Genomic DNA, 24,198 nt, shown 5'->3' with positions numbered 1-24,198 from the left:
CTGGGTTATAAATCCAGCCTCTTTTGTATTTTACTTTTCCTTCTTCCAAAGCACATAAAACAAATCCAATCCCTCAGAAGCATTTTCGACCAATGGATAGTCTTCATGGGTGATTTGCACGACTGAATCCCCTTGTTGCTGATGAAGTTTATTTCGGTTCATCCGATTGAGGATTTCATAAGGCATACGGAGAATCCAGGCAGGAAGTCTATGCTGTAAGTCCAGGACATCGAATCGCATGATTTTCTGAACCGACTTCCGATTGGCCTCATGATAATTCCATACTTTTTCATTGCCACCGATTCCTTTGGCTTCCACCCGGTCAAAAATACTCCCTGCCAAATCTATGAGCTCCTGAGGGACATATTCCCGGACATGCCAGGGGTTTCGGGAAAGGGTATGTTTATTATTCGGAGTAGAAATAACTGCCTTGCCACCGGGCTTTAGCATCCGATAGATTTCCTGAAGAAAAAGTCGGTCATCCTGAATATGCTCAATCACCTGAAAGCTCACAATCGTATCGAAGCTTTCATCCCCAAAGCCTTCAAAAGGCGGTATCACAGCCTGTCGAAAATCCACTCCCGGAAAGCGCTGACGCAAGTCTGAGATCACTTCTCCGATTTTATCAATCCCAACATAAGAGTTTGCCAGAGGCAATAAAGTCTCCACTCCTCGTCCTTCTCCGCAGCCGATTTCGAGCAAATCTCCCTTAATCCAGGGCTTGGCTGCAATGTATGCTTTGAGTAGTCGTTGATGAATAGGATTGTCGCTCACCAACTTATCTGAGGCGATTTCCGTTGTGTAGGTAGCCATGTAAAATTTTACTATTTTGGCAAAAGTAAGTTTAATTTTTAAAACCCTAGAATTTGAACCCATGATGCAGAAAAACCTCCTTGTTCGGATATTTTTTCTACTGATTATCTCTCTCCCATTTCAATCGCTAGCGCAAAAGTCCCTCAGCAATATCAACCAAGCTCTTCGATATTCCCGCTATTCCCGTTTGGGCTTGAAAATCATTCCTGTACAGATGAGTGAGACGCAATTCAAAGTGCAGTTTATCGCTGAGAAAATTGAAGAAAATCCCGAATACAATGCCTACAGCTTTTCCTATGCGCTTTTGGATAGCTATGACATCCCCATTGAGCCAGAGGATACGCAGCTTTTCGGTCCGGCTGATTTGGTCTATGACACAGACCGGCATTGGGTTTTTGAGAAAACCATTACAATCGAGGAGGGAAAAGAGCAACTCATGGTGCTTTTTACGGCCTTAGACACGCGGCAAGGTGATGAATATCATTATCATATTGATCTGAAAAGTGCTTTTGTTGAATCCCATCCAACCTTCGGGGCCTACTATGCAAATGAAGTCCCTTTTGACCAAAATTACCTGAATGCCGGAGAGGCCCTACTTTTCAAAACCACCCAAGGACCTACTCTTCATTCCTTTTATTATCCCATGAATTTCGATGTACCCTACCCTCCTATGGAAACCAAACCAGCACCTGTGCCAAAGGAATTGGAAGTAGTGGATCAGGGAGATTTTCTGGAAAATATCCCCAAGCAACTCGACCAATTGGGTTATTATTTCTTTCAGCAGGACACAGCTGAGGCTTCAGGCCTTTTGCTTAAAACTACGCATGAAGCCTTTCCGAAAGTGAAGGATTGGGATGAAATGGTAGAGATGGTCACTTACATTTCGACAAGAAAGGAACACGAAGATTTACTGGCAGCTTCCGACAAAAAGAAAGCTCTTGACGAATATTGGCTTAAGCTTACTAGAAACCCAGAAACGGCCAAAGAATTGATTCGGGAGTATTTTCGTCAGGTGGAATTTGCAAATATTCTCTTCACCGATTTCAAGGAAGGGTGGAAAACTGACAAAGGAATGGTCTATATCATCATGGGGCCTCCACAGGAAGTTACTTTTTCTTTGGATCGAGAAATCTGGAGCTATCAGGGAATCGGTGAAAGTTCGAAAATTCGCTTTACCTTTGCCCGGGTAAAAAATATACTCACCCCACACTATTACACGCTGAACCGATCCCGTGCCTACCAGCCAGTTTGGTTCAAAAATATATCCCAATGGAGAAGCGGAAAGATGGCTTTTTGATCGAAAAAGGCGAACACGATAAAGATTTTATTTTTGGAACTCGAGCTGTGATGGAGGCAATCCATGCAGGGCGGGAAATCGACAAGATACTCGTTCAGAAAGAGTCCAATAATGACCTGATCAAAGAGCTTTTGAAAGAAAGTAAGCAAGCAGGAATCCCGATCGTCCGAGTACCTGAGGGTAAGCTAAACCGCATCACCCGAAAAAACCATCAGGGAGTAATTGCTCATCTCTCTTCGATCACCTACGCCTCCCTGGATCATGTCATTGACAATTGCTATGCAGTAGGAAAGTCTCCCCTGCTATTGGTATTGGATCAAATTACCGATGTTCGAAACTTTGGAGCTATAGCCCGGACAGCCGAATGTGCTGGAGTCGATGCTTTGGTTATTCCTGAGAAAGGTAGCGCCCAAATCAATGCTGAGGCGGTCAAAACTTCTGCAGGAGCTTTAAATTTCCTTCCGGTGGCACGAGTTAAAAACCTTTTCTTTGCTTGCCGTGACCTTCAAAAAATGGGACTTTCGCTGGTGGCCGTCACAGAAAAGTCTGAAAAGGAAATGTATGAAGCGGATTTTTCAGGACCGGTTGCAATGATTCTTGGCTCTGAAGAAAACGGAATTTCAGAAGAGATTCTGAATATCGTAGATGAGCGAGTCAAAATACCGATGAGTGGGAATATTGACAGCTTGAACGTGTCCGTATCTGCGGGAGTAGCGATCTACGAGGTCATCCGTCAGCGCAAAGGCTAAACGTAATCTTCGCCTTTTTTCCGGGCATTACTTACAAACTGACGGAAGCGCTTTTCCCCATCTAGCGGACAAATCAATAGCACATTATCTGTATCGCTAACTAGGTAATTTTCAAGACCTTCGACTACAATTAGTTTTCCGGAGTCAGACTTGATGTAGCTCTTTTTAGTACCGTAAAGCATGACGTTGCCTTCGATGACATTTTCGTCCTCATCCTGCTCTCTAACCTCGTGCAGGCTTTGCCAGGAACCCAAATCTGACCACAAAAAATCGCCGAGAATCACGTAGACATCTGACGATTTTTCCATCAAACCATAGTCTACCGAGATATTTTTAAACTGCAAGTAGGCCTTGGTGATAAAGTCTGCTTCACGTTCCGAACCAAAGTGCTCCTCCCCTTCCTGGAAAACCTCAGCGAGATCCGGCATGTGTTTTTCCATGGCCTGAATAAGGCTCGCACACTTCCAGATAAATATCCCTGAATTCCAGACAAAATCACCGCTATCAATAAAAGCTTTTGCTAATTTGATATTGGGTTTTTCGGTAAAAGTCTTGACTTTAAGCGCATCCTTTCCACTACCTTCTACATATTGGATATAACCGTATCCTGTCTCGGGACGATTGGGCTTGATACCAAGTGTCACTAAGCGACCCGGTTCATTGGCTGCCGCGAGCGCTTTTTTGATAGATTTAAAAAACTTATTCTCCTGCTGAATCAAGTGATCCGAAGGAGTGATAATCATCGTGGCATTGGGATCAATGGAATGGATTTTATAGCCTGCATAGGCGATACAAGGCGCGGTATTTTTCCGGTTCGGTTCGCTAAGAATCTGATAATCTTGAAGTTCAGGTAATTGTTCCTTAACCAAGTCCACGTATTTCCGATAGGTAATCACAAAAAACTGCTCGGGACTTGCCAACTGTCTAAATCGATCGTAGGTCATCTGAAGGAGTGTCCTTCCAGTACCCAAAATATCCAAAAATTGCTTTGGCCGCTTTCTGCGGCTATAAGGCCAAAAACGGGAACCTATTCCCCCGGCCATGATGACTATGTAGGGTTTATTGTGCATGAATCATTTTAGACGATTCCTTCTTTCATTAGTTCGTGAATATGAACAAATCCTGCGATTTTTTCCCCATCTAAAGCTACCAGCTGTGTAATATTGTGTGCTTTCATGACATTCAAGGCCCGAATAGCATACTCTTCTTTTGCAATAGTCTTGGGACTTTGAGTCATGATGTCAGAAGCTTTGAGAGACTGAATATTCAAGGTCTTCTGAAGCATTCTTCGAAGATCTCCATCGGTAATTATACCTACCAGTTTTCCTTGAGAATCCTCTACTGCAGTAGCACCTAGTCTTTTCCCAGATATTTCTACGATCACTTCCGGAATGCCGGCATCTTCTTGCACAACCGGAATTTCGTCCTGACGAATTACATCTTCTACTTTCAGGTAAAGCTGCTTTCCTAATGCTCCACCCGGATGATATTCAGCAAAATCGTCCGAGGTAAAGCCTTTTGCTTCAAGCAAGCAAACCGCCAAAGCATCACCTAAAGCCAAATGGGCGGTGGTACTACTGGTCGGTGCTAAATTAAGCGGACAGGCTTCCTCCTTGATGGTTGCATTCAAGACAAATGTGGCCTGCTCAGCGAGATAGCTTTGAGTGTTGCTCACCAAGGCGACTAGAATGGAACCTCTTTTCTTCAGTAAGGGAACGAGGACTTTGATCTCAGGCGTATTGCCGCTTTTGGAAATGCAGATTACCACATCTTCTCGCTGCACCATTCCCAAGTCGCCATGAATAGCATCAGCAGCATGCATAAAAAGTGCTGGGGTGCCGGTAGAATTCAGCGTAGCTACAATTTTATTAGCAATGATGGCGCTCTTTCCTACTCCTGTAACGACTACACGCCCTTTGGATTCTAAAATAGTGGAAACACAGGCCTCGAAGTCCTCATCAAGCAATGAAATCAAGTTTTTGATCGAATCTGCCTCATTTTGCAAAACTCTCGTGGCAGTATTTCTAATATTTTTCGCTAAATTCAATTTTACCTGCGTTAATCACTAATTTTGAACAAAGGTATAAAACTAATCGATCAATCCCGTTTTCAGATTACTGTAAAGCACCCGTTCCTGTGGAAGAAAAAGTCAAATCGGATTTAAAAGAAATATTTGGTTTTAGCCAATTCAGAGGCAATCAAGAACCAATTGTAGATAACCTCCTGAAGGATCGTAATACCTTCGTCATCATGCCTACCGGAGCTGGTAAGTCACTCTGCTATCAGCTGCCTGCCGTGGTCCGTGATGGTACTGCCATCGTGATTTCTCCACTGATAGCCTTGATGAAAAACCAGGTGGATCAGTTAAATGCCATTGGTATCAATGCCCACTTTCTGAACTCGACCCTCAGTAAGTCAGAGTCCAATCGAGTCAAATCGGAGGTTTTGGCTGAAAAGACCAAGTTACTCTATGTCGCACCTGAATCCCTTACGAAGGAGGAAAATGTAGAATTCCTAAAATCAGCGAAGATCAGTTTCGTGGCTATTGATGAGGCACACTGTATCTCGGAGTGGGGACATGATTTCCGACCTGAGTATCGAAGAATCAAATCCATTGTCTATCAAATCGCCCCCAATCTTCCCATCATTGCTCTGACCGCGACTGCTACTCCAAAAGTACAGCAGGATATTCAGCGAAATCTGCAGATGGAAAGTGCTGATATATTTAAGTCCTCATTTAATCGGACAAATCTTTTTTACGAAGTACGTCCAAAATCAAAGAATGAGACTAAAAAGCAGCTGATCAAATTCATCAAGTCGCATAAAGGGAAATCAGGCATTATCTACTGTCTAAGTAGAAAGAAAGTAGAGGAAATTGCAGATCTCCTTCGTGTGAATCAAATCAATGCAGCCCCATATCATGCTGGATTGGATGGAGCTGTACGGATCAAAAATCAAGATGATTTTCTAAATGAGGAGGTCGATGTAATCGTAGCGACCATTGCTTTTGGAATGGGGATTGACAAGCCCGATGTACGCTATGTCATCCATTATGATGTACCCAAATCACTAGAGGGCTATTATCAGGAAACAGGTAGAGCAGGAAGAGATGGTCTGGAAGGTCACTGCTTGATGTTTTACCGATATGAGGATATCGTCAAGCTTGATAAATTCAACAAGGATAAAGCCGTCACGGAGCGTGAAAATGCCCGAATTCTTCTTCAAGAAATGGCGGCATACGCAGAGACGGGCGTTTGTAGAAGGAAATTCATCCTAAACTACTTCGGGGAGACCTTAAATGAAGACTGCGGATATTGTGACAATTGTAAGCGAGACCGCGAAACTTTCGAGGGAATGGATTTCCTTCAAATTGCTTTGGAAGCTGCCATTCAGACTAAAGAGCGATTTGGTTTAGAACACCTCGTGGATGTGATTACCGGTCAAATGAATGACTACATCCAAAGCTACAAGCATGATAAGCTGGCCGTTTACGGAAAAGGCTCTGAAGAAACCGCAAAGACCTGGACCTCCATTTTACGACAGGCATTGGTTTTTAATTTTCTAGAAAAAGACATCGAAAACTACGGAACGCTGAAAGTTTCTAAGAAAGGAAAGGCATTCCTAGAGGCTCCTTACTCGGTAGATTTCTTCAAAGATCATGATTTCGAGCGAGAAATGGAAAACGAGCAGCCGGAAGTCGAGGTGAGTTCGGGAGGAGTAGCCTATGATGAAAAGCTATTTGAACTGCTCAAAGCAGAAAGAAAAAAAGTAGCCCGAGCCAAAGGACTACCTCCTTACGTCATTTTCCAAGATCCTTCCTTGGAAGAAATGGCCACCATCTACCCTACCACCCGCGATGAACTCGCGCAGATTAACGGGGTTGGTATGGGAAAAGTAGCTAAATTTGGTGGGCCCTTTCTCAAACTCATCGCCAACTATGTAGAAGAGAATGAGATTGAGACAGCTTCGGAAGTGGTAGTGAAGACTGCCGGTTCCCGGTCCAAAGTGAAAATCTCCATCATCCAACAAATCGACCGTAAAATCGACTTGGATGAGATTGCTGAAAACCTCAACCTCAGTATGAATGAACTGCTTCAAGAGATTGAACAGATCATCTACTCAGGTACCAAGTTGAACATCGATTATTACATCGAGCATATCATGGACGAGGAGCGCGAGGAGATTCTCCATGATTATTTTATGACCGCAGAAAGCGATCATATAAAACCTGCCCTTGAAGAACTTGAGGATGAGGACTTTGCAGAGGACGAACTGCGGGTCTATCGAATCAAATTTATTTCAGAGCACGCCAATTAAATTAGACATTACTCAATGAATATACTCTTGCTAGGAAGCGGAGGCCGGGAACACGCCTTCGCATGGAAAATTGCACAAAGCCCAAAATGTGATCAACTTTTCGTAGCACCCGGAAATGCAGGGACTGCCCAAATCGCTACCAATCTTTCCATTGGAGTTGCTGATTTTGAAAAAATCAAAGAGGCCGTCCTTCATCATAAAATTAACCTTTTGGTGGTAGGACCCGAGGAGCCCTTGGTCAAAGGTCTGGTAGACTTCTTAGCTCAAGATGATAAAACCAGAAATCTACCGGTCGTAGGCCCCTCCAAACTGGGAGCCACACTCGAAGGAAGCAAGGACTTTTCAAAGCGATTTATGCAAAGGCACCGAATTCCTACCGCTGCCTACGAAACCTTTGACGCCAACCAAATTGAAGAAGGACTGGCATATCTGGAAAAACAAAACCTTCCCATCGTATTAAAGGCCGATGGATTAGCTGCCGGAAAAGGGGTATTAATTTGCCAAACGCTGGAAGAGGCTAAGGACTCCTTAAAGGAGATGCTGCTTGACCAAAAATTTGGCGAAGCTTCTGCAAAAGTTGTCGTGGAAGAGTTTTTGACAGGAATCGAACTCTCTGTATTTGTGGCAACAGATGGTAAAAGCTATCGAATTTTGCCGGAGGCCAAAGACTACAAAAGAATAGGAGAAGGTGACACAGGACTGAATACAGGAGGCATGGGCGCTGTAAGTCCCGTGATCTTTGCAGATCAGGAGTTTATGTCACTGGTAGAAGATCAAATCGTCAAACCCACGATTGCAGGATTGGCAATCGAAGATATTCCTTACAAAGGCTTCCTTTTCATCGGATTGATGAATAAGGCAGGCAAACCTTATGTAATCGAATACAATGTACGGATGGGCGATCCCGAAACGGAAGCTGTCCTGCCACGTATCGAAAGTGACTTTCTGGATTTACTTTGGGCTATAGGCACTGAAAACTTGAAAGACTATAGCTTAGAGATTTCCCCTGACTATGCTACCACGGTAGTGATGGTAAGCGGTGGGTATCCGGGAAGCTATCAAAAAGGGCACCCAATCAGCCTTCCCGATGATGCTCAGAATGCAATTATTTTCCATGCCGGTACAGGCAGGAAAGAAACTGGTGAACTGACCAATCAAGGTGGAAGAGTCATTGCTGTCACGGGAAGAGGAAAAGATTTAGAAGAATCCCTTCAAAACACCTTCCAAACGGTCAATAAGATCTCATGGAAGGATCATTACTTCAGAAAAGATATCGGGAAGGATATCTTAAAATTGATCAAGTAAACCCAAAACTAATCGGAGTTTAAAGACTCTGTATACATATATGTCAGGATGTAGTAGCTGCTCCACCTCCTCAGGAGGTACCGGCGGCTGTCAAAATAACGGCAGCTGCGGCACGAGCGATTGTAATAAGATGAATTCTTTCGACTGGCTTGCCCACATGGGCATCCCGACAGTCGATAATTTTGATATAGTTGAGGTAAAGTTCAAAGGTGGCAGAAAGGAATACTTTCGAAACGTGGATTACCTCGATCTTCACACCGGTGACCCGGTAGTCGTGGATGTCCCGAGTGGACACCACATTGGCTATGTGTCCCTACAAGGTGAACTGGTACGGCTTCAAATGCAAAAAAGGAAGATTCGTGATGATGACAACATCACCCGAATCTATCGAGTTGCCAATGAAAAAGACATCGAGAAATGGGAAGAAGCCAAAAATAGGGAGGTTCCCTCTCTCTATCGATGCCGACAAATCATCCAAGAACTAGGCTTGAAAATGAAACTCTCCGATGTTGAGTTTCAGGCAGACAACAGCAAGGCTACTTTCTATTATTCCGCAGACGAGCGGGTTGATTTTAGAGAGTTGATCAAATTGCTGGCTGGAGAATTCAAAATCCGGGTAGAAATGCGCCAAATCAGCCTTCGACAAGAAGCTGGAAGACTAGGTGGCATCGGGGTTTGTGGTCGGGAGCTTTGTTGCTCGACTTGGTTGGTTGATTTCAAAAACGTAAGTACCTCAGCAGCCAGATATCAGCGATTAAGTTTGAACCCAGCCAAATTAAGCGGACAATGTGGCCGCTTGAAATGCTGCCTCAACTATGAGCTCGACACCTATATTGAGGCTATCAAACACATCCCAAATGTAGAACGTCCGCTACAGACTGAACAAGGTCCTGCCAAGTTGCAGAAGACGGATATTTTCAGGAGAATGATGTGGTTTAGCTACAACAATGATAATGATTGGCACAGTATCACCTGTGATCGGGTAAATGAGATTTTGGAATTAAATGAGCAAGGTAAAAAGGTCTTCAATCTTCAAGTAAATGAATCTACAGAACTCGAGGATATGGCTGCTAAAAGCACCCTAGAGCTTGAGCTTTTGGATAAGAAGTTTGCCAAAAAGAAAAAGAAGAAGAAAAGCCGTAATCGCCCAAGAAACCAAAATCAATCAGGCGCCAATCCGAATCCTCAAAAGGAAGCTTCCAAACCACAGAATACTCCTCAAAATAAAGGAAATCAATCTGCTGGACAAGCTGGACAAGGTCGAAGAAAAAATCCTAGGAGAAAGCCAAAACCGAGACCGGATAATAGCAATCAAGCCAATACTGCTCCAAAAGCTCAGCAAAAATCATCTGAGAATGGAGGAAATAGCGGGAATTCTAAACGAAAGTTCCCGCCTAGGAGAAATCAAAAGCCAAATGATAAAGGGAACAACAATGAGTAAACGCATCATTGCTGGGCTGATTCTTCTTTTGGCTTTTACATCTTGCGTGGATGAGAGGGTCTATGAGGATTTTCAAAAGCTACCCAGCCAAGGATGGTCTGCACAGGACAGTTTGATTTTTGAAATTGGTGAGTTGCCTGAGAGCTTTGGGCCAAATCTGATCGGAATCAGGTTTAAGGAGGATTATCCCTACGCCAATATTTACGTTAGATTGATCACTCAAGACTCTTCCTTACAGACTTTGGAGAATCAATTGATCAATCTAACGCTATTTGACATAGATGGAGAACCAATGGGTGAAGGCTTTGGCAGTACTTATACCCTTTATGACACCCTTCCTTTCAAAATCCAGTCAGGGACAAATCAAGTCATTCTGCTTCAATACATGCGTGAAGCAGAACTCAAAGGAATAGAGGCTATTGGACTGAAGATCTTAAAGTAAAATTTAAGATCTCATTTTTTTGTAGGCATTGATTAGTCCATTTGTCGAACCGTCATGTGAGCTGACTTCTGCATCAGATTGTAATTCCGGCAAAATGCTACTGGCCAAAACTTTTCCTAGCTCTACCCCCCACTGATCAAAACTGAAGATATTCCAAATGACACCCTGAACGAAAATCTTATGCTCATAGATGGCAATGAGCATTCCTAGATTATAGGGCGTGATTTTCTTGACCAAGATCGAATTGGTAGGTCTATTTCCTTCGAAAACCCGATGTGTTGCCACCCTGTCAATTTCCTCCACTGATTTGCCAGCTTTATTCATTTCTGACCGGACTTGCTCCAATGACTTTCCATTCATCAATGCCTCAGTTTGTGCAAAAAAGTTGGAAAGGAGCTTCACATGATGATCACCGATCGGATTGTGTGAAATCGCAGGGGCAATAAAATCACAAGGAATCAGGTGCGTACCCTGATGAATGAGCTGATAGAAAGCATGCTGACCATTGGTCCCAGGCTCTCCCCAAATGATAGGCCCTGTGGAATAGGATACGCGCTCTCCATCTCTTGAGACATATTTGCCATTGCTCTCCATGTTTCCTTGCTGGAAATAGGCGGCAAAACGATGTAAATACTGATCATAAGGCAAAATCGCTTCCGAAGTGGCCCCAAGGAAATTTGTATTCCAAATCCCAATCATCGCCAAAATCACCGGAATATTTCGATCAAACATGGAGTGACGGAAATGCTCATCCATGCTATGGGCCCCGGCTAGAAGCTTTTCAAAGTTGTCAAAGCCTATCGCACAGGCAATCGGCAAACCAATGGCGGACCAAAGTGAGTACCTACCTCCTACCCAATCCCAAAACTCAAACATGTTTTCAGGATCAATTCCAAAGGCCTCAACGCCTTTTTGATTGGTAGAAAGAGCCACAAAATGCTTTGCTACGGCTTTCTCATCTTTAGCATGATCCAGAAACCAATTCCTTGCAGTATGAGCATTGGTCATGGTCTCCTGTGTGGTAAAGGTCTTTGAAGCGATGAAAAAGAGGGTAGTCTCAGGATCTACTTTTCGAAGCGTCTCTGCGATATGAGTACCATCAACATTGGAAACGAAAAAGATTTCGATGTTTTCGGATTGGTAGGGCTTCAAAGCCTCCGTCACCATGACAGGACCAAGGTCTGAGCCACCGATTCCGATATTTACCAAACTTTTGATAGTTTTTCCGGTATAGCCCAACCACTCTCCTTTTTGGATTTTAGTGGAAAAGACTTTCATCTTTTCCAAGACACGGTTGATTTCCGGCATCACATCTTCTCCGTCAACATAGACTGGATTACCTTTTTGATTTCTAAGGGCTGTGTGGAGTACAGCCCGGCCTTCGGTACCATTGATGGCCTCACCGGTAAACATGGACTCAATCGCCTTGTGTAATTCACACTCCCGAGCCAAGTCTAAAAGCGTATCAAAAATCTCCTTATTCAGTCGATTTTTAGAGTAATCAACAAGGGTGTCTTCTAGAGAAATACTAAATCGTTCAAACCTTTCAGGTTCCTGAAAAAGCTCTGAAATGGAAAGATTTTTATATTTTTCGGATAAGTCTTTAAGTCTTTTCCAAGCGTCGGTTTGAGTTGGGTTAATCTGTCTCATGATAGGTTTGATAGCGAGTGACAAAAATAAGAGATATCCTTTTGGAATGAAGTAAAAATAGGAATAGACTTAAATTCTAATTTAAAAAACACTATTTCACCAGAATGATTCGATAATCTATAATGAGCCTTCTCCTTAAAATTTTTAGTTTGCTTATCATCTTCCTTACTTTTTTGCCGCTACTCAAGTCTGTAAAATGGTGGATACGTGTCTTTGATTACCCAAGGCTTCAAAAGTTGGTTTTACATCTACTCCTCATCACCCTATGGATTGCCTTGAGCAAAGAGCTGTCTTCTGAAATATGGCTTTGGATAGGGGCTCTGATAATCTCTGCAGCCTACCTGACCTATCAAGTATGGCCATTTACACTTTTTGGCAAAAAGATGATAGAATCTGTAGAATTTGATGAAAATAGCGGTTTACACGTCCTAGTTGCCAATGTGTATCAAGACAATAATCAATACCATAAAGTTTTGAACCTTGTTCAAAAACAAGATCCTGATATTGTTTTTTTGGTGGAGACAAATCAAAACTGGGCCGATTCTCTAGAAAAGCTAGATCAGATTTACGATTATTCAATCAAAATCCCGAAGGAAAACACCTATGGCTTACTTTTCTACAGTAAGCTAGCCATTGCAAGAAAAGAAATTCACTATCTGGTAGATCCTGATATTCCATCCTTAGAACTGGATTTGGAGCTCAAAAATGGGAAACTAATTACCCTGTATGCCATTCACCCTACACCTCCTGTCCCGGGTGAAAATGACGAAAGCACTGAGCGGGACGCTGAAATTCTGATTGTAGGCAAAAAATCCAAAAATAATCCAAAGCCATCCTTTGTGATTGGGGATTTGAATGATGTGGCATGGAGCTATACGACTGAATTATTTCTCAAAATCTCCGAAATGGCCGACCCTAGACGAGGAAGAGGAACCTTCAATACTTTCCACGCGAAAATCCCGTTTTTACGCTGGCCTCTAGATCATGTATTCCTGAGTAAGCACTTTGGCTTAGCTGCATTGGAAGTACTTCCAGGGATAGGGTCTGATCATTTTCCCATTAAGCTAAAAGCCGTACTTACCAGCGAAAATACAACTGAGGTCCTTTCGGCAAATGGGGATGAAAAAAAAGAAGCCCGTCAGAAAATATCCAACGGGCGAAACTCTTAAAATACCTTTTTAGCTTATCAATTGCCTTCTGCTTCCTTAGCTTCTGCTTTGGCTTTTCGCTTGAATCCCTTTCTGAAAGGCCAGGTATATTCCAATGCCTCCATTCCTCTATTTAGGTTGTAAGTAGCGGAATCTGTGTTTTCCAGCGTATTTTTTAAGGTCTGAGCAAACTCAGGATCATTAAGCAATAGTCCTAATGTATTATCCTTATCATTTAGCTTCTCAGAGATTTCAGTCAATTTCTGCGTCAAAACCTCCGTATTTTCCGCTGATGTCTTGAAGCTTTCAAGCGTAGCACGAAGATCTTTGGCTATCTGCTGATCTGTGGCTAGATCGTTGAAAAGATTTCCCTCTTGGTTGATCTTAGAAGTAAAATCGTTTAATCCTGCGAGCATCTGATTGCTGGTTCGGCTAGCCCGATCCAGATTGGTCAGAATAGAACGGAAATTCTCAGCTAAAGTACTATCAGTCATCACAGCGCCTACAATCCCCTCTCCTTGGGCCAATTTCCCAGTTAAGAGTTTAAGGTCATTTGTGATCTCTACCAAGTTTTGATTGTTTTCCTGCAGGGTCTCCATCATCTTATCGGTATCTAGCGGCATAACTGCCTCCAGTCTGTCTCCATCCTCGACGGGTGGAGCAAGGGTCGTACCTCCATAGATGACAATAATCTTATTACCAATCAATCCATCCGAACTGATCGTGGCTTTGGAGTCTTTGCGAATGAACTCCGCTACGGCCTCTTCCACATTCATCTCGATTTCCACTTGGGAGTCCCCGTAGAAATTGATTTTGCGAACGGTTCCGATTTTCACCCCTGAAAACCAGATGTTATTTCCTGTCTGAAGTCCTCCGATATCGTCAAATACAGCCTTGAGGCCGATCGATTTGACAAACTTTTTCTGCTGACCTCCTAAGGTCAATACGCCAGTTACCAAAATGGCGATACCCAGAAAAACAAAGATTCCGACGATTACGGAGCGTTTATTTTCGCCTCTCATGTTTCTGTAAAATTATAATCGTAAAATGATTTAATACGCTGGTCAGTCGCACGTGGGAATACTTCATCAAAAGTTCCCATCGCCTTAAACTGTCCGTCAAGCAATACCGCCATTCGATCCCCAGTCATTTTTGCACAGGTCAAATCATGCGTGATCACAATGGATGTGGTTTTGTATCTCTCTCTTACCTCATTGATAAGGTTGTTGATTTCCACACAGGTGATCGGATCCAAACCAGCTGTCGGCTCATCATAAAGCATGATTTCAGGATTAAGAATAAGCGTACGGGCAACACCGATTCGCTTCTTCTGTCCTCCAGAGAGCTCAGATGGCATCTGATTGATAGTCTGCGGAAGTCCTACAGCATCCAGGAGTTCCTCGATACGGTAGGTAATTTCCTTCTTCGTGAGATTCTTGATATTTCTGACCAATGGAAACTCCATATTCTCTCGCACAGTCATGGAATCATACAAGGCTGAGTTTTGGAAAGAGAATCCAATTTTTAGCCTTAATGAATTCAGATCTTTGGTGCTCAAGGTAGAGACTTCCCTGCCTAGCACTTCCATGATCCCTTCGTCTTGCCGCAGCAAACCGACCATGATTTTGATCAAAACGGATTTACCCGTACCAGATCTACCTAATACAACCACATTTTCCTCCCGGAAAAGATCCAGGTCAACGCCTTTGAGGACATCCAGGTCACCAAAGCTTTTATGCAAATTGCGGATATGTACTACTCTTTCTGACATGCCTACATTCCCCTTATTGCGTTTACAATCTGAAGAGCAAGCAACTCTTCAATAAAGATCAAGAACATGGAAATTACCACCGCTGAGTTGGCTGCACGCCCTACTCCTTCGGTACCTTTGGATGAATTATACCCCTTGTAGCAGCCGACAATACCAATTGTGAAGCCGAAAAGGAGTGATTTCAGTACAGAAGACCAGATATCAAGAAAGGAAACAGATTCGAAGACCTGCACGAAAAAGGTGGATAAACTCACCAGTTCATTGGCGTTTACATTGAGAAAGGAACCAATCAAGGCCACAAAATCAGTATACATCACCAAAATCGGGATCATGAAGGTAGTTGCTATAACTCTGGTAACTACCAGAAACTTGAATGGATTGGTCGCCGAAACTTCCATCGCATCAATCTGCTCCGTCACTTTCATAGAGCCGATTTCCGCTCCGATGCTGGATCCCACCTTACCCGCAGCAATCAAAGCGGTTACCAATGGACCCATGGCACGCACCACTGCAATAGAAATCAAAGATGGTAACCAAGAAGTCGCCCCAAACTCTGAAAGAGAGGGTCGAGACTGATTGGTAAATACAATCCCCACAATGAAACCTGTCAGGGAAATCAATGGAAGAGACTCCACTCCAATGCGATAACACTGATGAATAACCTCTTTGAATTCGTACGGAGGAAGGAAAACCTCTTGCCAAAAACGCTTGACAAAGTTCCAGGCATCTGCTAGACCCTTGAAAAACTTGTCAATCTTTTTTGAAATAAATGGTTTTCGGTCGCTTGCTTCTCCAGCCATAGGAAGCTTAATCTATAAGTTTTTACAAAAATACCCGCTAGGAGTAGTGCAAAGAAAACAAAAATCTAACCAAGGGGCGTAAGAATGTTTGGTTTTTTATGAAGGGCGAATAGACTTGACAATAATTAACATCGAAGAAAAATCCATTGTCAATGAATTCAGAAATTGATTGCTGAGGTGAAAGTTTCTAGAACCATTATCAGTAAAGCCCAAACTGATTTCAAATTTCAAAGATTAAAGAGGGCTTTGATGGTCTTTCTATCGGCCAATAAAATCACTAATTCGAGGATGGTTTTTGGGATAGGAAGGAAAGCAAAACACTACTCAAAAAGGATGGATATTGGACAAGAATTAAAGGTGAGTTTTGGATGAAAAAAATAGGGTGAAAAGGATAAAATCCTTTTTTAAATCAACCTCCAATCATAGACAAAATTTCCTGCCATTTTTCCTCCGAAAGTGGCTTTTCGAAAAGGCCTTTTACCTGAGGAAAATCTGCTGTTTTTAATCGATCTTCAGAGGTGGCATGTCCAGTCAAAAACACAATTGGTGCCTGAGAAAGTTTTGCGATTTTAGATAAGATTTCCCAGCCTGTTTCCTCCTCCAAATTGAGATCTGAAATGATCAAATCTACTTCATTATTTTGCAGCCAGGTCATTGCTTCAGTAGGGGCGAGGAAAGCGTTAAACTCCCAAGAAGGAGCGTACATCATTAGCTGTTTTTTAAAAAGTAAATGCTGAATTCGATCATCATCTATCAAAATAAGCTTGGGCATTCTTTGTGATATTTTATTAAAAAAGAGAAGATCCGCAGATCCGAACTGAGTAGGGACAAAATTATTCTGAATTTTTTAAGGAAAAAGAGAAATCAACATAATTTTTCATTTTTAGATTTATCTAAATTTTTTAGCCTCATTTAATTTTGAATAGCCTAAAAGTATTTTAAAATATTTAAATTCAATTATTTAAGATTTCTAAACAAAAGTGATAATTGAAGTGAAAAAATGAAGTAATTCTCAAAAAACTTATCCGAACTGGATGAAACTAATTACATCCATGTCAAGGATCAGGCCAAAATTCGAATAAAAAATATCCTGATAGATTTCTCCTATAAACCGTATTTTGTGCTCGAATTTAAATTGAACTACATGGAGCAAGTAGCGCCGAAGCCTAAAAGAAGAAACCAACTCATCCGCTTTTTGATCTATCTCAGAAATCGATTTGACCTGCAGGAAGGTAAGGAAGACGAGCTGGAAACAATCGAGTATATCCGTAAAAACGTAGAGTTTAAAGGAGCTAATTTATGGATCCTGATCTTCGCTATTTTTGTGGCTTCCGTAGGTCTCAATGTCAACTCCACTGCGGTGGTTATTGGCGCCATGCTAATCTCCCCTTTGATGGGTCCAATCATGGGTATCGGGATGGCTGCAGGCATCAATGATTTCGAGCTATTGAAGCGCTCTCTCCGCAACTTAGGGGTAGCTGTTTTTATCTCCATTTTGACCTCTACCATTTACTTTCTTTTCACTCCGCTAGATACTGCCCAATCCGAACTTTTGGCACGTACAGAACCCACCATTTGGGATGTGCTGATTGCACTCTTTGGCGGGCTCGCCGGAATCATCGCAGGCTCCCGAAAAGAGAAGAGCAATGCCATTCCCGGAGTTGCCATTGCCACCGCTCTCATGCCCCCACTCTGTACCGCAGGCTACGGGTTGGCCACCATGAATTTTTACTACTTCTTCGGAGCCTTTTACCTCTTTTTTATCAACTCGGTATTCATCAGTCTTTCCACCTATCTGATTGTTCGCTTTATGCGATATCCGAAAAAGGAGTTTCTTGACGAGAAAAAAGAAAAGCGGGTTCAGACCTACATCACAGTTTTCACTTTGCTTACCATGATTCCCAGTGTCTTCTTGGCCTATGGTATCGTCGTCCGCACCATCTGGCAAGAGCAGGCTAGACGTTTTGTGGAAGTTGAGATGAAATTCCCAAGAACTCAGGTACTCAATGCCGAATATGATTTTTCTACAAAGACTCGAACCATCGAAGTAATGCTAATCGGGGAAGAGCTCAATCAAGAAATCTTAGATATCACCACTGCGAAGGCGAGTGAATACAATCTTGACAACACTGAGGTAATCATCAAACAGAGCGGCAACTCCCCTACCGATATGAATTTGCTTCGCTCTGATATCCTCAAAGATCTATATGAGCGAAATGAGGAAATCATCAAAAACAAGGATGAACGGATCGCGCTTTTGGAAAAGGAGGTCGCGAACTATGGTCAGATTCGAGCTTTGGGCCCAGAAATAGCTCAAGAGGCTAAAGTTAATCATCCCAATTTGCGTAAATTCACCTTAAACCGAACCGTATTGAGTGATTTGGATTCTGCTAAAACTGATACCCTGTTGATGGCTTTTGCGGAATTTGGAAGGAAGCCAACTAAGGCAGAAACCGACAAACTTCTAGCCTGGCTGAAAGTCCGTACAAAATCAGATACCGTAGCACTTATACTCCAATAACCCAACTCTCCCATGAAAATGCTTTTATTCGCCTTTGCCTTAATTCTGGCTACTGCTTTTGGAGCTTTCGCTCAAAACAGCCAATATGATGAGAAACTTGCCCAAGAGCTCGGAGCAGATGACTATGGCATGAAAAAATATGTCATTGCTTTCTTGTATCGGGGAGAGCGAGTTCAGGAATACAGCCCTGAGAAACGGGCAGAACTTCAGCGAGGACATTTAGACAATATCACCAAGTTGGCGGAAGAAGGAAAAATGGTTCTGGCAGGCCCTTTCTTTGGAAATGAAGACCTAAGAGCCTTATTTTTCTTCAATGTGGATAGTCTGGAAGAAGCGCAGAAGCTTTCCGAAAGCGACCCGGCTGTTCAGGCTGGTGTTTTAAAAATGGAACTGAAAGAATGGTACGGTTCGGCCGCTCTTCCCATGCTTTTGGAAATGCATGCCAAGATAGCTAAGCAGGACATTTAAAAATAGGCGAAAACTGCCTAAAACAAGGAGAAAGACAACTTATCAGTCAAAAGCTCCAATGCCTTGATAGCCTTGACGGAATTGCCTTTTTCATTTAACTCCGGACTCCACACGGCTATGCTAAACTTATGGGGCATGACAGCCGCTACACCGCCTCCCACACCACTCTTACCGGGCATTCCTACCCGGTAGGCAAATTCCCCCGCCTCGTCATAAAATCCGCAGGTAAGCATAATAGCATTGACCCGTCGGGCATGACTTTCGGAGAGAATTTGTCTATTCGCAAAAATCGAAAAGCCATCATTTGCCAGAAAAGAGAAGGATTTGGCGAGATCGACGCAGTTCATCTCAATCGCACAATGCGAAAAATAAACGTCCAACACCTCCTCGACGGGATTATCGAAGTTTTTGTATGATTTGAGAAAATAGGCCAAGGCAGTATTTCGCTCCCCATGGCTTTTTTCGGAGTTTTTCACTTGCTGATTGATGCTTACGCAGTTTTTACCCGATATCTCATTGATGAAATCAGAAATCTGCTCTGTGGGCCTTTCAAATTTGCTGCAAAGCGCGTCCGTTATGACCAGCGCACCCGAATTGATAAAGGGGTTTCTTGGAATACCCTTTTCATACTCCAACTGTGCGATGGAATTGAATGGATTACCGCTAGGCTCCACATTGACTCGGTACCAAAGCTGGGTGTCAAACTTATGAAAGACCATGGTCAGCGTATGAACTTTACTGATACTTTGGATGGAAAATGGCACCTGATAGTCCCCTACCCCATACACGTTTCCCTTCAGATCTACCAAAGCAATCCCAAACTGCTTAGGATCTACCTCGGCAAGTTCAGGGATATAGGTGGCGACATTCCCCTTAAGATTAAGATTTTGAACTTGATGATATACCTCTTCGATGATTTCTTGATAATCCATAAAAGCAAAATTGGGGATATCCTAAGGAAATGGAAGTATTAGTCACTATATTTTATCCTAGGCACTTTTAGCGTTTGTCTACGTTAGACAGGTCTCCACCTTTAAATTAAATCCACGTGAGTGAAGACACTTACGTGGGCGAAAGTTAGAAACACTCACGTGGGCTTAGAAAAGTACTCCTAGAATTTTAGCGGTAAACTTTTTTTTCGTTGTAAGTGTATAGATTTACGTAATCAAAAAATATCATTAGGAAAAAACATCTTGCTTTTATCATCCCTTTATTTGTCAGTCTTTCAGGTTTTGATTCTCAAGCTCAAGTAGTTTCAAGTGGCTACATGGAGAAAAAAGAGTGGTGTTCAGAATTTTCCTTTCAGATAAGATGCAGACCTGCGGACGACAATTGCAATGTATCCGACCAAACCTCCTGCGAAAGTCCGATTCTTACTTGAGTTTACCTTTATTGAGGGAATGGTTTGAAATTTTGGTTTTGAAATCTAGCATCCATAAGATTATGCGTAAGCTTCTGTTTTTTATTTTGATTCTTTTCTCTTGCCAGCCCGATGAGGGTATTGAAGAAAATCTCATTCAAATTGACTTATCTTCAGCAAAAGAATCGGTAAATAATTTATCGGATTTCTTTAGCTCCATCGAATATGTGATGCTAGAAGACTCGGATACTAATCCCCTAGTCCAACCTTATAAGATTGTTTCCTATGACAGTCTTATCTTTGTGGAAGATCAAGAGCTTGACAACTTACTGATATACAACCGTTTCGGCGACTTTCTTTTTGCACTGAAAAGTTCTGGTAGTGGGCCCAAGGAGTTTAATCAAATTGAAGATTATCAGGTATCTGAAAACTCCATTATCATCAAGGACAATATCCTAATGAAATTTATTGAATTTGACTTTTCAGGAAATTTTGTCCAAGAGTCTAAGCATCAATTATTGTCAATGAATTTTGCAAAGGGCAACAGTCATGAGATTCATTTTTTCAACAATGTCATTCCGAATGAACCTTACAATTTTCTAACGATCAACGGTTCGGATAGTAGCTACTCGATCCCTATCAAAAAGGGATTCGAGGGTATAGTTTTTGTTCACCAAAGTGGCTTTACCCTAAATAGGAAAAGCAGTGAGAATTTTCTGAGTTTACCCTTTTCTTACGATGTTTTTAATTTTGGTTATGAAGGAGAATTAAAAAAGAGAATACGATTCAATTTGAATAGTCTAGGGCTTTCTGAGGAAGAAAGATTATTATTCGAAAATCAAAGGCAGGAACCTTCTCAAAGAGAATTCTCATTGATGATTCGCTCCTTTTATCCAGTCGGGGAAAATTTCTTTTTTAACTATACCTCAAATCTTCAAAATTCATATTTAGGCCTTTTAGATTCTGATTATTCATTATCCAAAATCGGAAAAAACCCGACAAATGATTTGGATGGGGTTCCATTGATTTTAGTGCCTTGGAGCTATCATAAGGAAGGGCTAATCCTCAAATTACCTAGTCGAAGAATTGCCGCCTATATATCGAATCGTAGCCCAGTTGAGGAAATTAAATCGAACTTAGTCTCATTTGTTAAGACTCATAGTGATGAACTCAATTCAGATCGACATGTACTAGTTTTTTTGAATAGATGAGGTTAGAATAAATTTGATTTTTTCGAAAAAGGGTTTTCCCTGCTCCCAACCTTTTTTCTCCGCCGCTGTGAGTGCCTGCCTTCGGTAGACAAGGTTCCACTAACAGCAGATAATAGGATGAAAAATTAACGTGAGTGAGGACACTCACGTGGGCGGTTTTGGCATCGAACCAAAAATCCCAAACACGTCGCCGCTGTGAGTGTCCCCACTCACAGCATGTCTTATGGCGAAATAAACATGTAAGAAATACCCACTTGGGCTTAAAAAAAATTCCCAAACACCAAATTTTTTCATACATCAGTTTCTTATGTATATAGTCTTTTTATATATTTGAACAAATCAAAAAATCCATGTCAAACAATAACCTGATAAAAGGAAGTCTTCAGACCATTATCCTCAAGCTTTTGGAGGAAAATGAAAAGATGTATGGCTACGAAATCACACAAAAGGTAAAAGAACTCACCGCCGGCGAAATCAAAATCACAGAGGGTGCACTTTACCCAGCCCTGCACAAACTGGAAGCCGAGGGCCTACTCAGCACCGAAATCCAGCAAGTAGATAATCGGGTGAGAAAATACTACAGCCTGACCAAGGACGGACAGAAAGAAGTGCATTCGAAAATGTCCGAGCTCCAAAGCTTTGTGGAGAATTTGCAGCGGATCATTAACCCTGGCCTAAATCCCGAATTAAAATTTTAATTTTTTGACAAAATGAGAAAACTCACTGATAAAGAACTTCAAGCTATACAAGATTCCATTCGGAAGAAGGAAATCCATGCCGCCGAACTTCTTGCAGAGATTTATGACCATTACATTAGTCATTTAGAAAATTACAGCAAGAAAGAGTTTGAATCTGAACTGGAAAACTTGGACCAAAAATGGTCCTATGCTTATTGCCATAAAATCCAGCATGAACTCAACAAGAATATCAATAAGACCATAAGAAAAACCCAATGGTCATTGATCAAAAGCTATTTTTCTTGGCCCAAGATGGCTTTTACACTGCTCTTGGTGGCAATTTTGGCTTTGATCGTCAATACGCTCACTTGGCATTTACAGGTCCTAATCCTCTTTATCCTCCCCTTGGTCTACATTGTGGCTTTTTCTATCATTTTAATGGTCAGAACTCGAAAAAAAACAAAAGGAATTCGTGCACTATTCGGGTTCAGCAAGTCAGGCATTTTGGTGAGGTCGGTATTTAGCAATCAGTTTCTGAACTATGTCGCATTACCCCTTCATTTTTACAACCTATTTCTGAATCTTCCCCGGGTTTTAGGTTGGGATAAATATGTACCGGATTACTTAGTCAATTATCTATCCATCGCTTTTTGCTTTATGCTTGTCATTCATTCACTATCCAGCTATGAAGCATGGAAACTCAAATCCAAAACTGCTTTTGTATGAAATTGAACCGCAGTCAAATATCGGAGATAGTGCAGATTTCGAATCAAAAGGATATCTACTACCGGGACATTCAGGCTGAATGGGTAGATCATATCGCTTCTGAGATCGAGGCCGAACTGGATTCCCCTGCGGAGTTTGAGACTGTATTGAAGGAAAAAGTGAGAGCCCTTCCTCCACGAAAATTTCAGCAGTCCGTACTTATAAACATACATTGGGGAGTAGTGAAGGAGTTTTTTGCTGGAATCTTACATTGGAAAAGCTTTCTTCCGGCTATATTCCTAGGTTTTGGACTGTTTGCAGGTTTTTCAGTTTATGGAAACTTGGAGATAAAAAGCCTAGAGAAAATCCTCAAAACCACCTTCCTGATCCTGATGTACGGAACCATTTTGATTGGATTCTGGAAGAATAAAACACGCAGGAATGCTCATATTTTAGCTACGGTGAATACCATCTTTTTCCTTTCCTCCATGTTGGTACTCGGGCTGCAAAAAAGCTGGTTTGAGGGTCTAGGAATTGATGAAGCCAGTTTTCTCTATTGCTTATTGGCTTGTATCAGTATTTTTCTTGTCAGAGGCTATACCTTACTTTTTCAAAAAATAAAAAAAGTACAGTGGAGATGAAGTTGACCAAAGAACAAATCGATCTGCTTAAGAAGATGATCTCCAAAAAGGGCTATGTGCATATCGATGTGCAGTACGAGATCTTGGATCATGTGGCCTGTAAAATAGAGGAGCTCTTGGAAAAACGCCCAACCTTAAGTCTTGAAGATGCCTTCAGAAAGGTTCACAGCAGTTTTGGGATTTTTGGATTCAGTACCCTAGAGGAATCTTACACGAAGAGCATTCAGGCCCGGGTCAAAAAATATTTTTTGCAAGAGATGAGCGCATTCCTTAGCTCCTATCGAATCCTATACCCCATTCTACTAGGACTTTTGATTTACCAAGTTTCGGTTATTTTGAACGATCCCAAAGCTTGGGTTCTTATTTTATCCGGCTTTCTAATCTTGACCTCATTGGCTTTCATTGGTTCTTATTGGCCCAAGTATCAAAGGCTTAAAAACTTTGCCTCCTTTTCTACCTCCAGCAACCTTTTCCAACTGGTAAACTTTGGAATTATATGCTGTTTATATTCCTATCAATGGGTCTACAAGGTACCACAGGGCACCGATTCCCTGTTTTTTCACATTTTCCAAGGAGGAATTATTCTAGTAATGGTCTGCTTTGCTCTCAGCATGTTTGTTTTACCTCGTGTCCTGGACCAAAGCATTGAAGAAACCGAGGCTTTGAAAAGGGTTTATGGAGAGTGATTGGTTAAAAAGTATTGAATTTCATGTGAGTAAGGACACTCACGTGGGCATTAGATCCTTGTTGCCGCTTTGAGTGTCTCCACTCACAGCAGATCCTTTGACAAAATATACACGTGAGTGAAGACACTCACGTAGGCAGAAAGTCTCCACTCACAGCAGGTAGTAGGATGCAATATTCACGTGAGTGAGGACACTC

The 24,198-nt window shown here is 42.1% G+C and carries 23 protein-coding genes; 14 read left to right on the top strand and 9 right to left on the bottom strand.

The window, feature by feature from the left end; genetic code table 11:
* Positions 1-30 precede the first annotated feature (30 nt).
* Entirely contained in the window at positions 31-813 is a 783-nt protein-coding gene (locus CDH51_RS17380; protein ID WP_100629869.1) for a class I SAM-dependent methyltransferase, read from the bottom strand.
* A gap of 61 nt (positions 814-874) precedes the next feature.
* Between CDH51_RS17380 and CDH51_RS17375 the strand changes: the two genes are divergently transcribed.
* Both CDH51_RS17375 and rlmB read left to right on the top strand, forming a co-directional pair.
* Positions 875-2,110: a GWxTD domain-containing protein gene (locus tag CDH51_RS17375; RefSeq protein ID WP_100629807.1), complete on the top strand. Its 1,236-nt coding sequence runs from the start codon at positions 875-877 to the stop codon at positions 2,108-2,110.
* Entirely contained in the window at positions 2,083-2,859 is a 777-nt protein-coding gene (gene rlmB / locus CDH51_RS17370; RefSeq protein ID WP_024282956.1) for a 23S rRNA (guanosine(2251)-2'-O)-methyltransferase RlmB, read from the top strand. The genes CDH51_RS17375 and rlmB overlap by 28 nt, the downstream gene beginning before the upstream one ends.
* On the opposite strand, the gene CDH51_RS17365 is transcribed toward rlmB, so the two are convergent.
* Together CDH51_RS17365 and CDH51_RS17360 are read right to left on the bottom strand one after the other, a co-directional pair.
* On the bottom strand, positions 2,856-3,929 hold the full coding sequence (locus tag CDH51_RS17365) for a mannose-1-phosphate guanylyltransferase (RefSeq protein ID WP_100629806.1): 1,074 nt from the start codon (positions 3,927-3,929) through the stop codon (positions 2,856-2,858). The two genes, rlmB and CDH51_RS17365, sit on opposite strands and share 4 nt — an antisense overlap.
* A gap of 8 nt (positions 3,930-3,937) precedes the next feature.
* Complete coding sequence (locus CDH51_RS17360; protein ID WP_100629805.1) at positions 3,938-4,906, bottom strand: KpsF/GutQ family sugar-phosphate isomerase; 969 nt, start codon at positions 4,904-4,906, stop codon at positions 3,938-3,940.
* A gap of 89 nt (positions 4,907-4,995) precedes the next feature.
* On the opposite strand from CDH51_RS17360, the gene recQ reads away from it, so the two are divergent.
* The 4 genes from recQ (at position 4,996) to CDH51_RS17340 (ending at position 10,364) form a co-directional block, all read left to right on the top strand.
* Complete coding sequence (recQ, locus tag CDH51_RS17355; RefSeq protein WP_100629804.1) at positions 4,996-7,176, top strand: DNA helicase RecQ; 2,181 nt, start codon at positions 4,996-4,998, stop codon at positions 7,174-7,176.
* A gap of 15 nt (positions 7,177-7,191) precedes the next feature.
* Positions 7,192-8,481, top strand: a complete 1,290-nt coding sequence (gene purD, locus CDH51_RS17350) for a phosphoribosylamine--glycine ligase (RefSeq protein WP_100629803.1) — start codon at positions 7,192-7,194, stop codon at positions 8,479-8,481.
* 130 nt (positions 8,482-8,611) lie between these two features.
* Positions 8,612-9,922, top strand: coding sequence for a PSP1 domain-containing protein (locus tag CDH51_RS17345; protein ID WP_100629802.1), 1,311 nt, complete (start codon positions 8,612-8,614; stop codon positions 9,920-9,922).
* A complete protein-coding gene (locus tag CDH51_RS17340; RefSeq protein WP_232724849.1) occupies positions 9,915-10,364 on the top strand; it encodes a gliding motility lipoprotein GldH in 450 nt (149 codons plus the stop codon). Before CDH51_RS17345 ends, CDH51_RS17340 begins: the two co-directional genes overlap by 8 nt.
* A gap of 3 nt (positions 10,365-10,367) precedes the next feature.
* Here the strand turns inward: CDH51_RS17340 and pgi are convergent, their stop codons facing one another.
* The gene (gene pgi / locus CDH51_RS17335; protein WP_100629800.1) at positions 10,368-12,014 is read right to left on the bottom strand and encodes a glucose-6-phosphate isomerase; all 1,647 of its coding nucleotides are present in this window, start codon (positions 12,012-12,014) and stop codon (positions 10,368-10,370) included.
* A gap of 149 nt (positions 12,015-12,163) precedes the next feature.
* Between pgi and CDH51_RS17330 the strand changes: the two genes are divergently transcribed.
* Positions 12,164-13,183 carry an endonuclease/exonuclease/phosphatase family protein gene (locus tag CDH51_RS17330; protein ID WP_232724848.1) on the top strand — a complete coding sequence of 340 codons (1,020 nt, stop codon included), beginning with the start codon at positions 12,164-12,166 and terminating at the stop codon, positions 13,181-13,183.
* A 17-nt stretch (positions 13,184-13,200) separates the two neighbouring features.
* Here CDH51_RS17330 and CDH51_RS17325 read toward each other — a convergent pair whose 3' ends face one another.
* The 4 genes from CDH51_RS17325 to CDH51_RS17305 all read right to left on the bottom strand — a co-directional run bounded on the left by CDH51_RS17325 (position 13,201) and on the right by CDH51_RS17305 (position 16,505).
* Positions 13,201-14,184 (bottom strand): MlaD family protein, encoded by a 984-nt coding sequence (locus CDH51_RS17325; protein ID WP_100629798.1) that lies wholly within the window; start codon positions 14,182-14,184, stop codon positions 13,201-13,203.
* On the bottom strand, positions 14,181-14,933 hold the full coding sequence (locus CDH51_RS17320; RefSeq protein ID WP_100629797.1) for an ABC transporter ATP-binding protein: 753 nt from the start codon (positions 14,931-14,933) through the stop codon (positions 14,181-14,183). Before CDH51_RS17320 ends, CDH51_RS17325 begins: the two co-directional genes overlap by 4 nt.
* 2 nt (positions 14,934-14,935) lie before the next feature.
* Positions 14,936-15,733, bottom strand: a complete 798-nt coding sequence (locus CDH51_RS17315) for an MlaE family ABC transporter permease (protein WP_100629796.1) — start codon at positions 15,731-15,733, stop codon at positions 14,936-14,938.
* Positions 15,734-16,142: 409 nt separating this feature from the next.
* Positions 16,143-16,505 carry a response regulator gene (locus CDH51_RS17305; RefSeq protein WP_024282968.1) on the bottom strand — a complete coding sequence of 121 codons (363 nt, stop codon included), beginning with the start codon at positions 16,503-16,505 and terminating at the stop codon, positions 16,143-16,145.
* A gap of 372 nt (positions 16,506-16,877) precedes the next feature.
* Between CDH51_RS17305 and CDH51_RS17300 the strand changes: the two genes are divergently transcribed.
* Both CDH51_RS17300 and CDH51_RS17295 read left to right on the top strand, forming a co-directional pair.
* Positions 16,878-18,254 carry a TIGR00341 family protein gene (locus CDH51_RS17300; protein ID WP_100629794.1) on the top strand — a complete coding sequence of 459 codons (1,377 nt, stop codon included), beginning with the start codon at positions 16,878-16,880 and terminating at the stop codon, positions 18,252-18,254.
* A 12-nt stretch (positions 18,255-18,266) separates the two neighbouring features.
* Entirely contained in the window at positions 18,267-18,722 is a 456-nt protein-coding gene (locus CDH51_RS17295; RefSeq protein ID WP_100629793.1) for a YciI family protein, read from the top strand.
* Between the two features lie 17 nt (positions 18,723-18,739).
* Here CDH51_RS17295 and CDH51_RS17290 read toward each other — a convergent pair whose 3' ends face one another.
* Positions 18,740-19,654, bottom strand: a complete 915-nt coding sequence (locus CDH51_RS17290) for a glutaminase (protein ID WP_100629792.1) — start codon at positions 19,652-19,654, stop codon at positions 18,740-18,742.
* 511 nt (positions 19,655-20,165) lie between these two features.
* On the opposite strand from CDH51_RS17290, the gene CDH51_RS17285 reads away from it, so the two are divergent.
* From CDH51_RS17285 to CDH51_RS17265, 5 genes are all read left to right on the top strand, one after another.
* Complete coding sequence (locus CDH51_RS17285) at positions 20,166-21,293, top strand: 6-bladed beta-propeller (protein WP_157807157.1); 1,128 nt, start codon at positions 20,166-20,168, stop codon at positions 21,291-21,293.
* Positions 21,294-21,643: 350 nt separating this feature from the next.
* Positions 21,644-21,991 carry a PadR family transcriptional regulator gene (locus tag CDH51_RS17280; protein WP_100629790.1) on the top strand — a complete coding sequence of 116 codons (348 nt, stop codon included), beginning with the start codon at positions 21,644-21,646 and terminating at the stop codon, positions 21,989-21,991.
* A 12-nt stretch (positions 21,992-22,003) separates the two neighbouring features.
* Positions 22,004-22,696, top strand: coding sequence for a hypothetical protein (locus CDH51_RS17275; RefSeq protein ID WP_100629789.1), 693 nt, complete (start codon positions 22,004-22,006; stop codon positions 22,694-22,696).
* Positions 22,693-23,316 carry a hypothetical protein gene (locus CDH51_RS17270; RefSeq protein ID WP_100629788.1) on the top strand — a complete coding sequence of 208 codons (624 nt, stop codon included), beginning with the start codon at positions 22,693-22,695 and terminating at the stop codon, positions 23,314-23,316. Before CDH51_RS17275 ends, CDH51_RS17270 begins: the two co-directional genes overlap by 4 nt.
* Positions 23,313-24,002, top strand: a complete 690-nt coding sequence (locus CDH51_RS17265) for a hypothetical protein (RefSeq protein ID WP_100629787.1) — start codon at positions 23,313-23,315, stop codon at positions 24,000-24,002. Before CDH51_RS17270 ends, CDH51_RS17265 begins: the two co-directional genes overlap by 4 nt.
* The last annotated feature ends 196 nt before the right edge of the window (positions 24,003-24,198 follow it).

Origin of the sequence: Algoriphagus formosus (assembly GCF_002807035.1) — a bacterium.
Taxonomy (GTDB): domain Bacteria; phylum Bacteroidota; class Bacteroidia; order Cytophagales; family Cyclobacteriaceae; genus Algoriphagus; species Algoriphagus formosus.
Note: the sequence above shows the minus strand (reverse complement) of the source record. Positions and strands in the feature narration are given on the sequence as shown.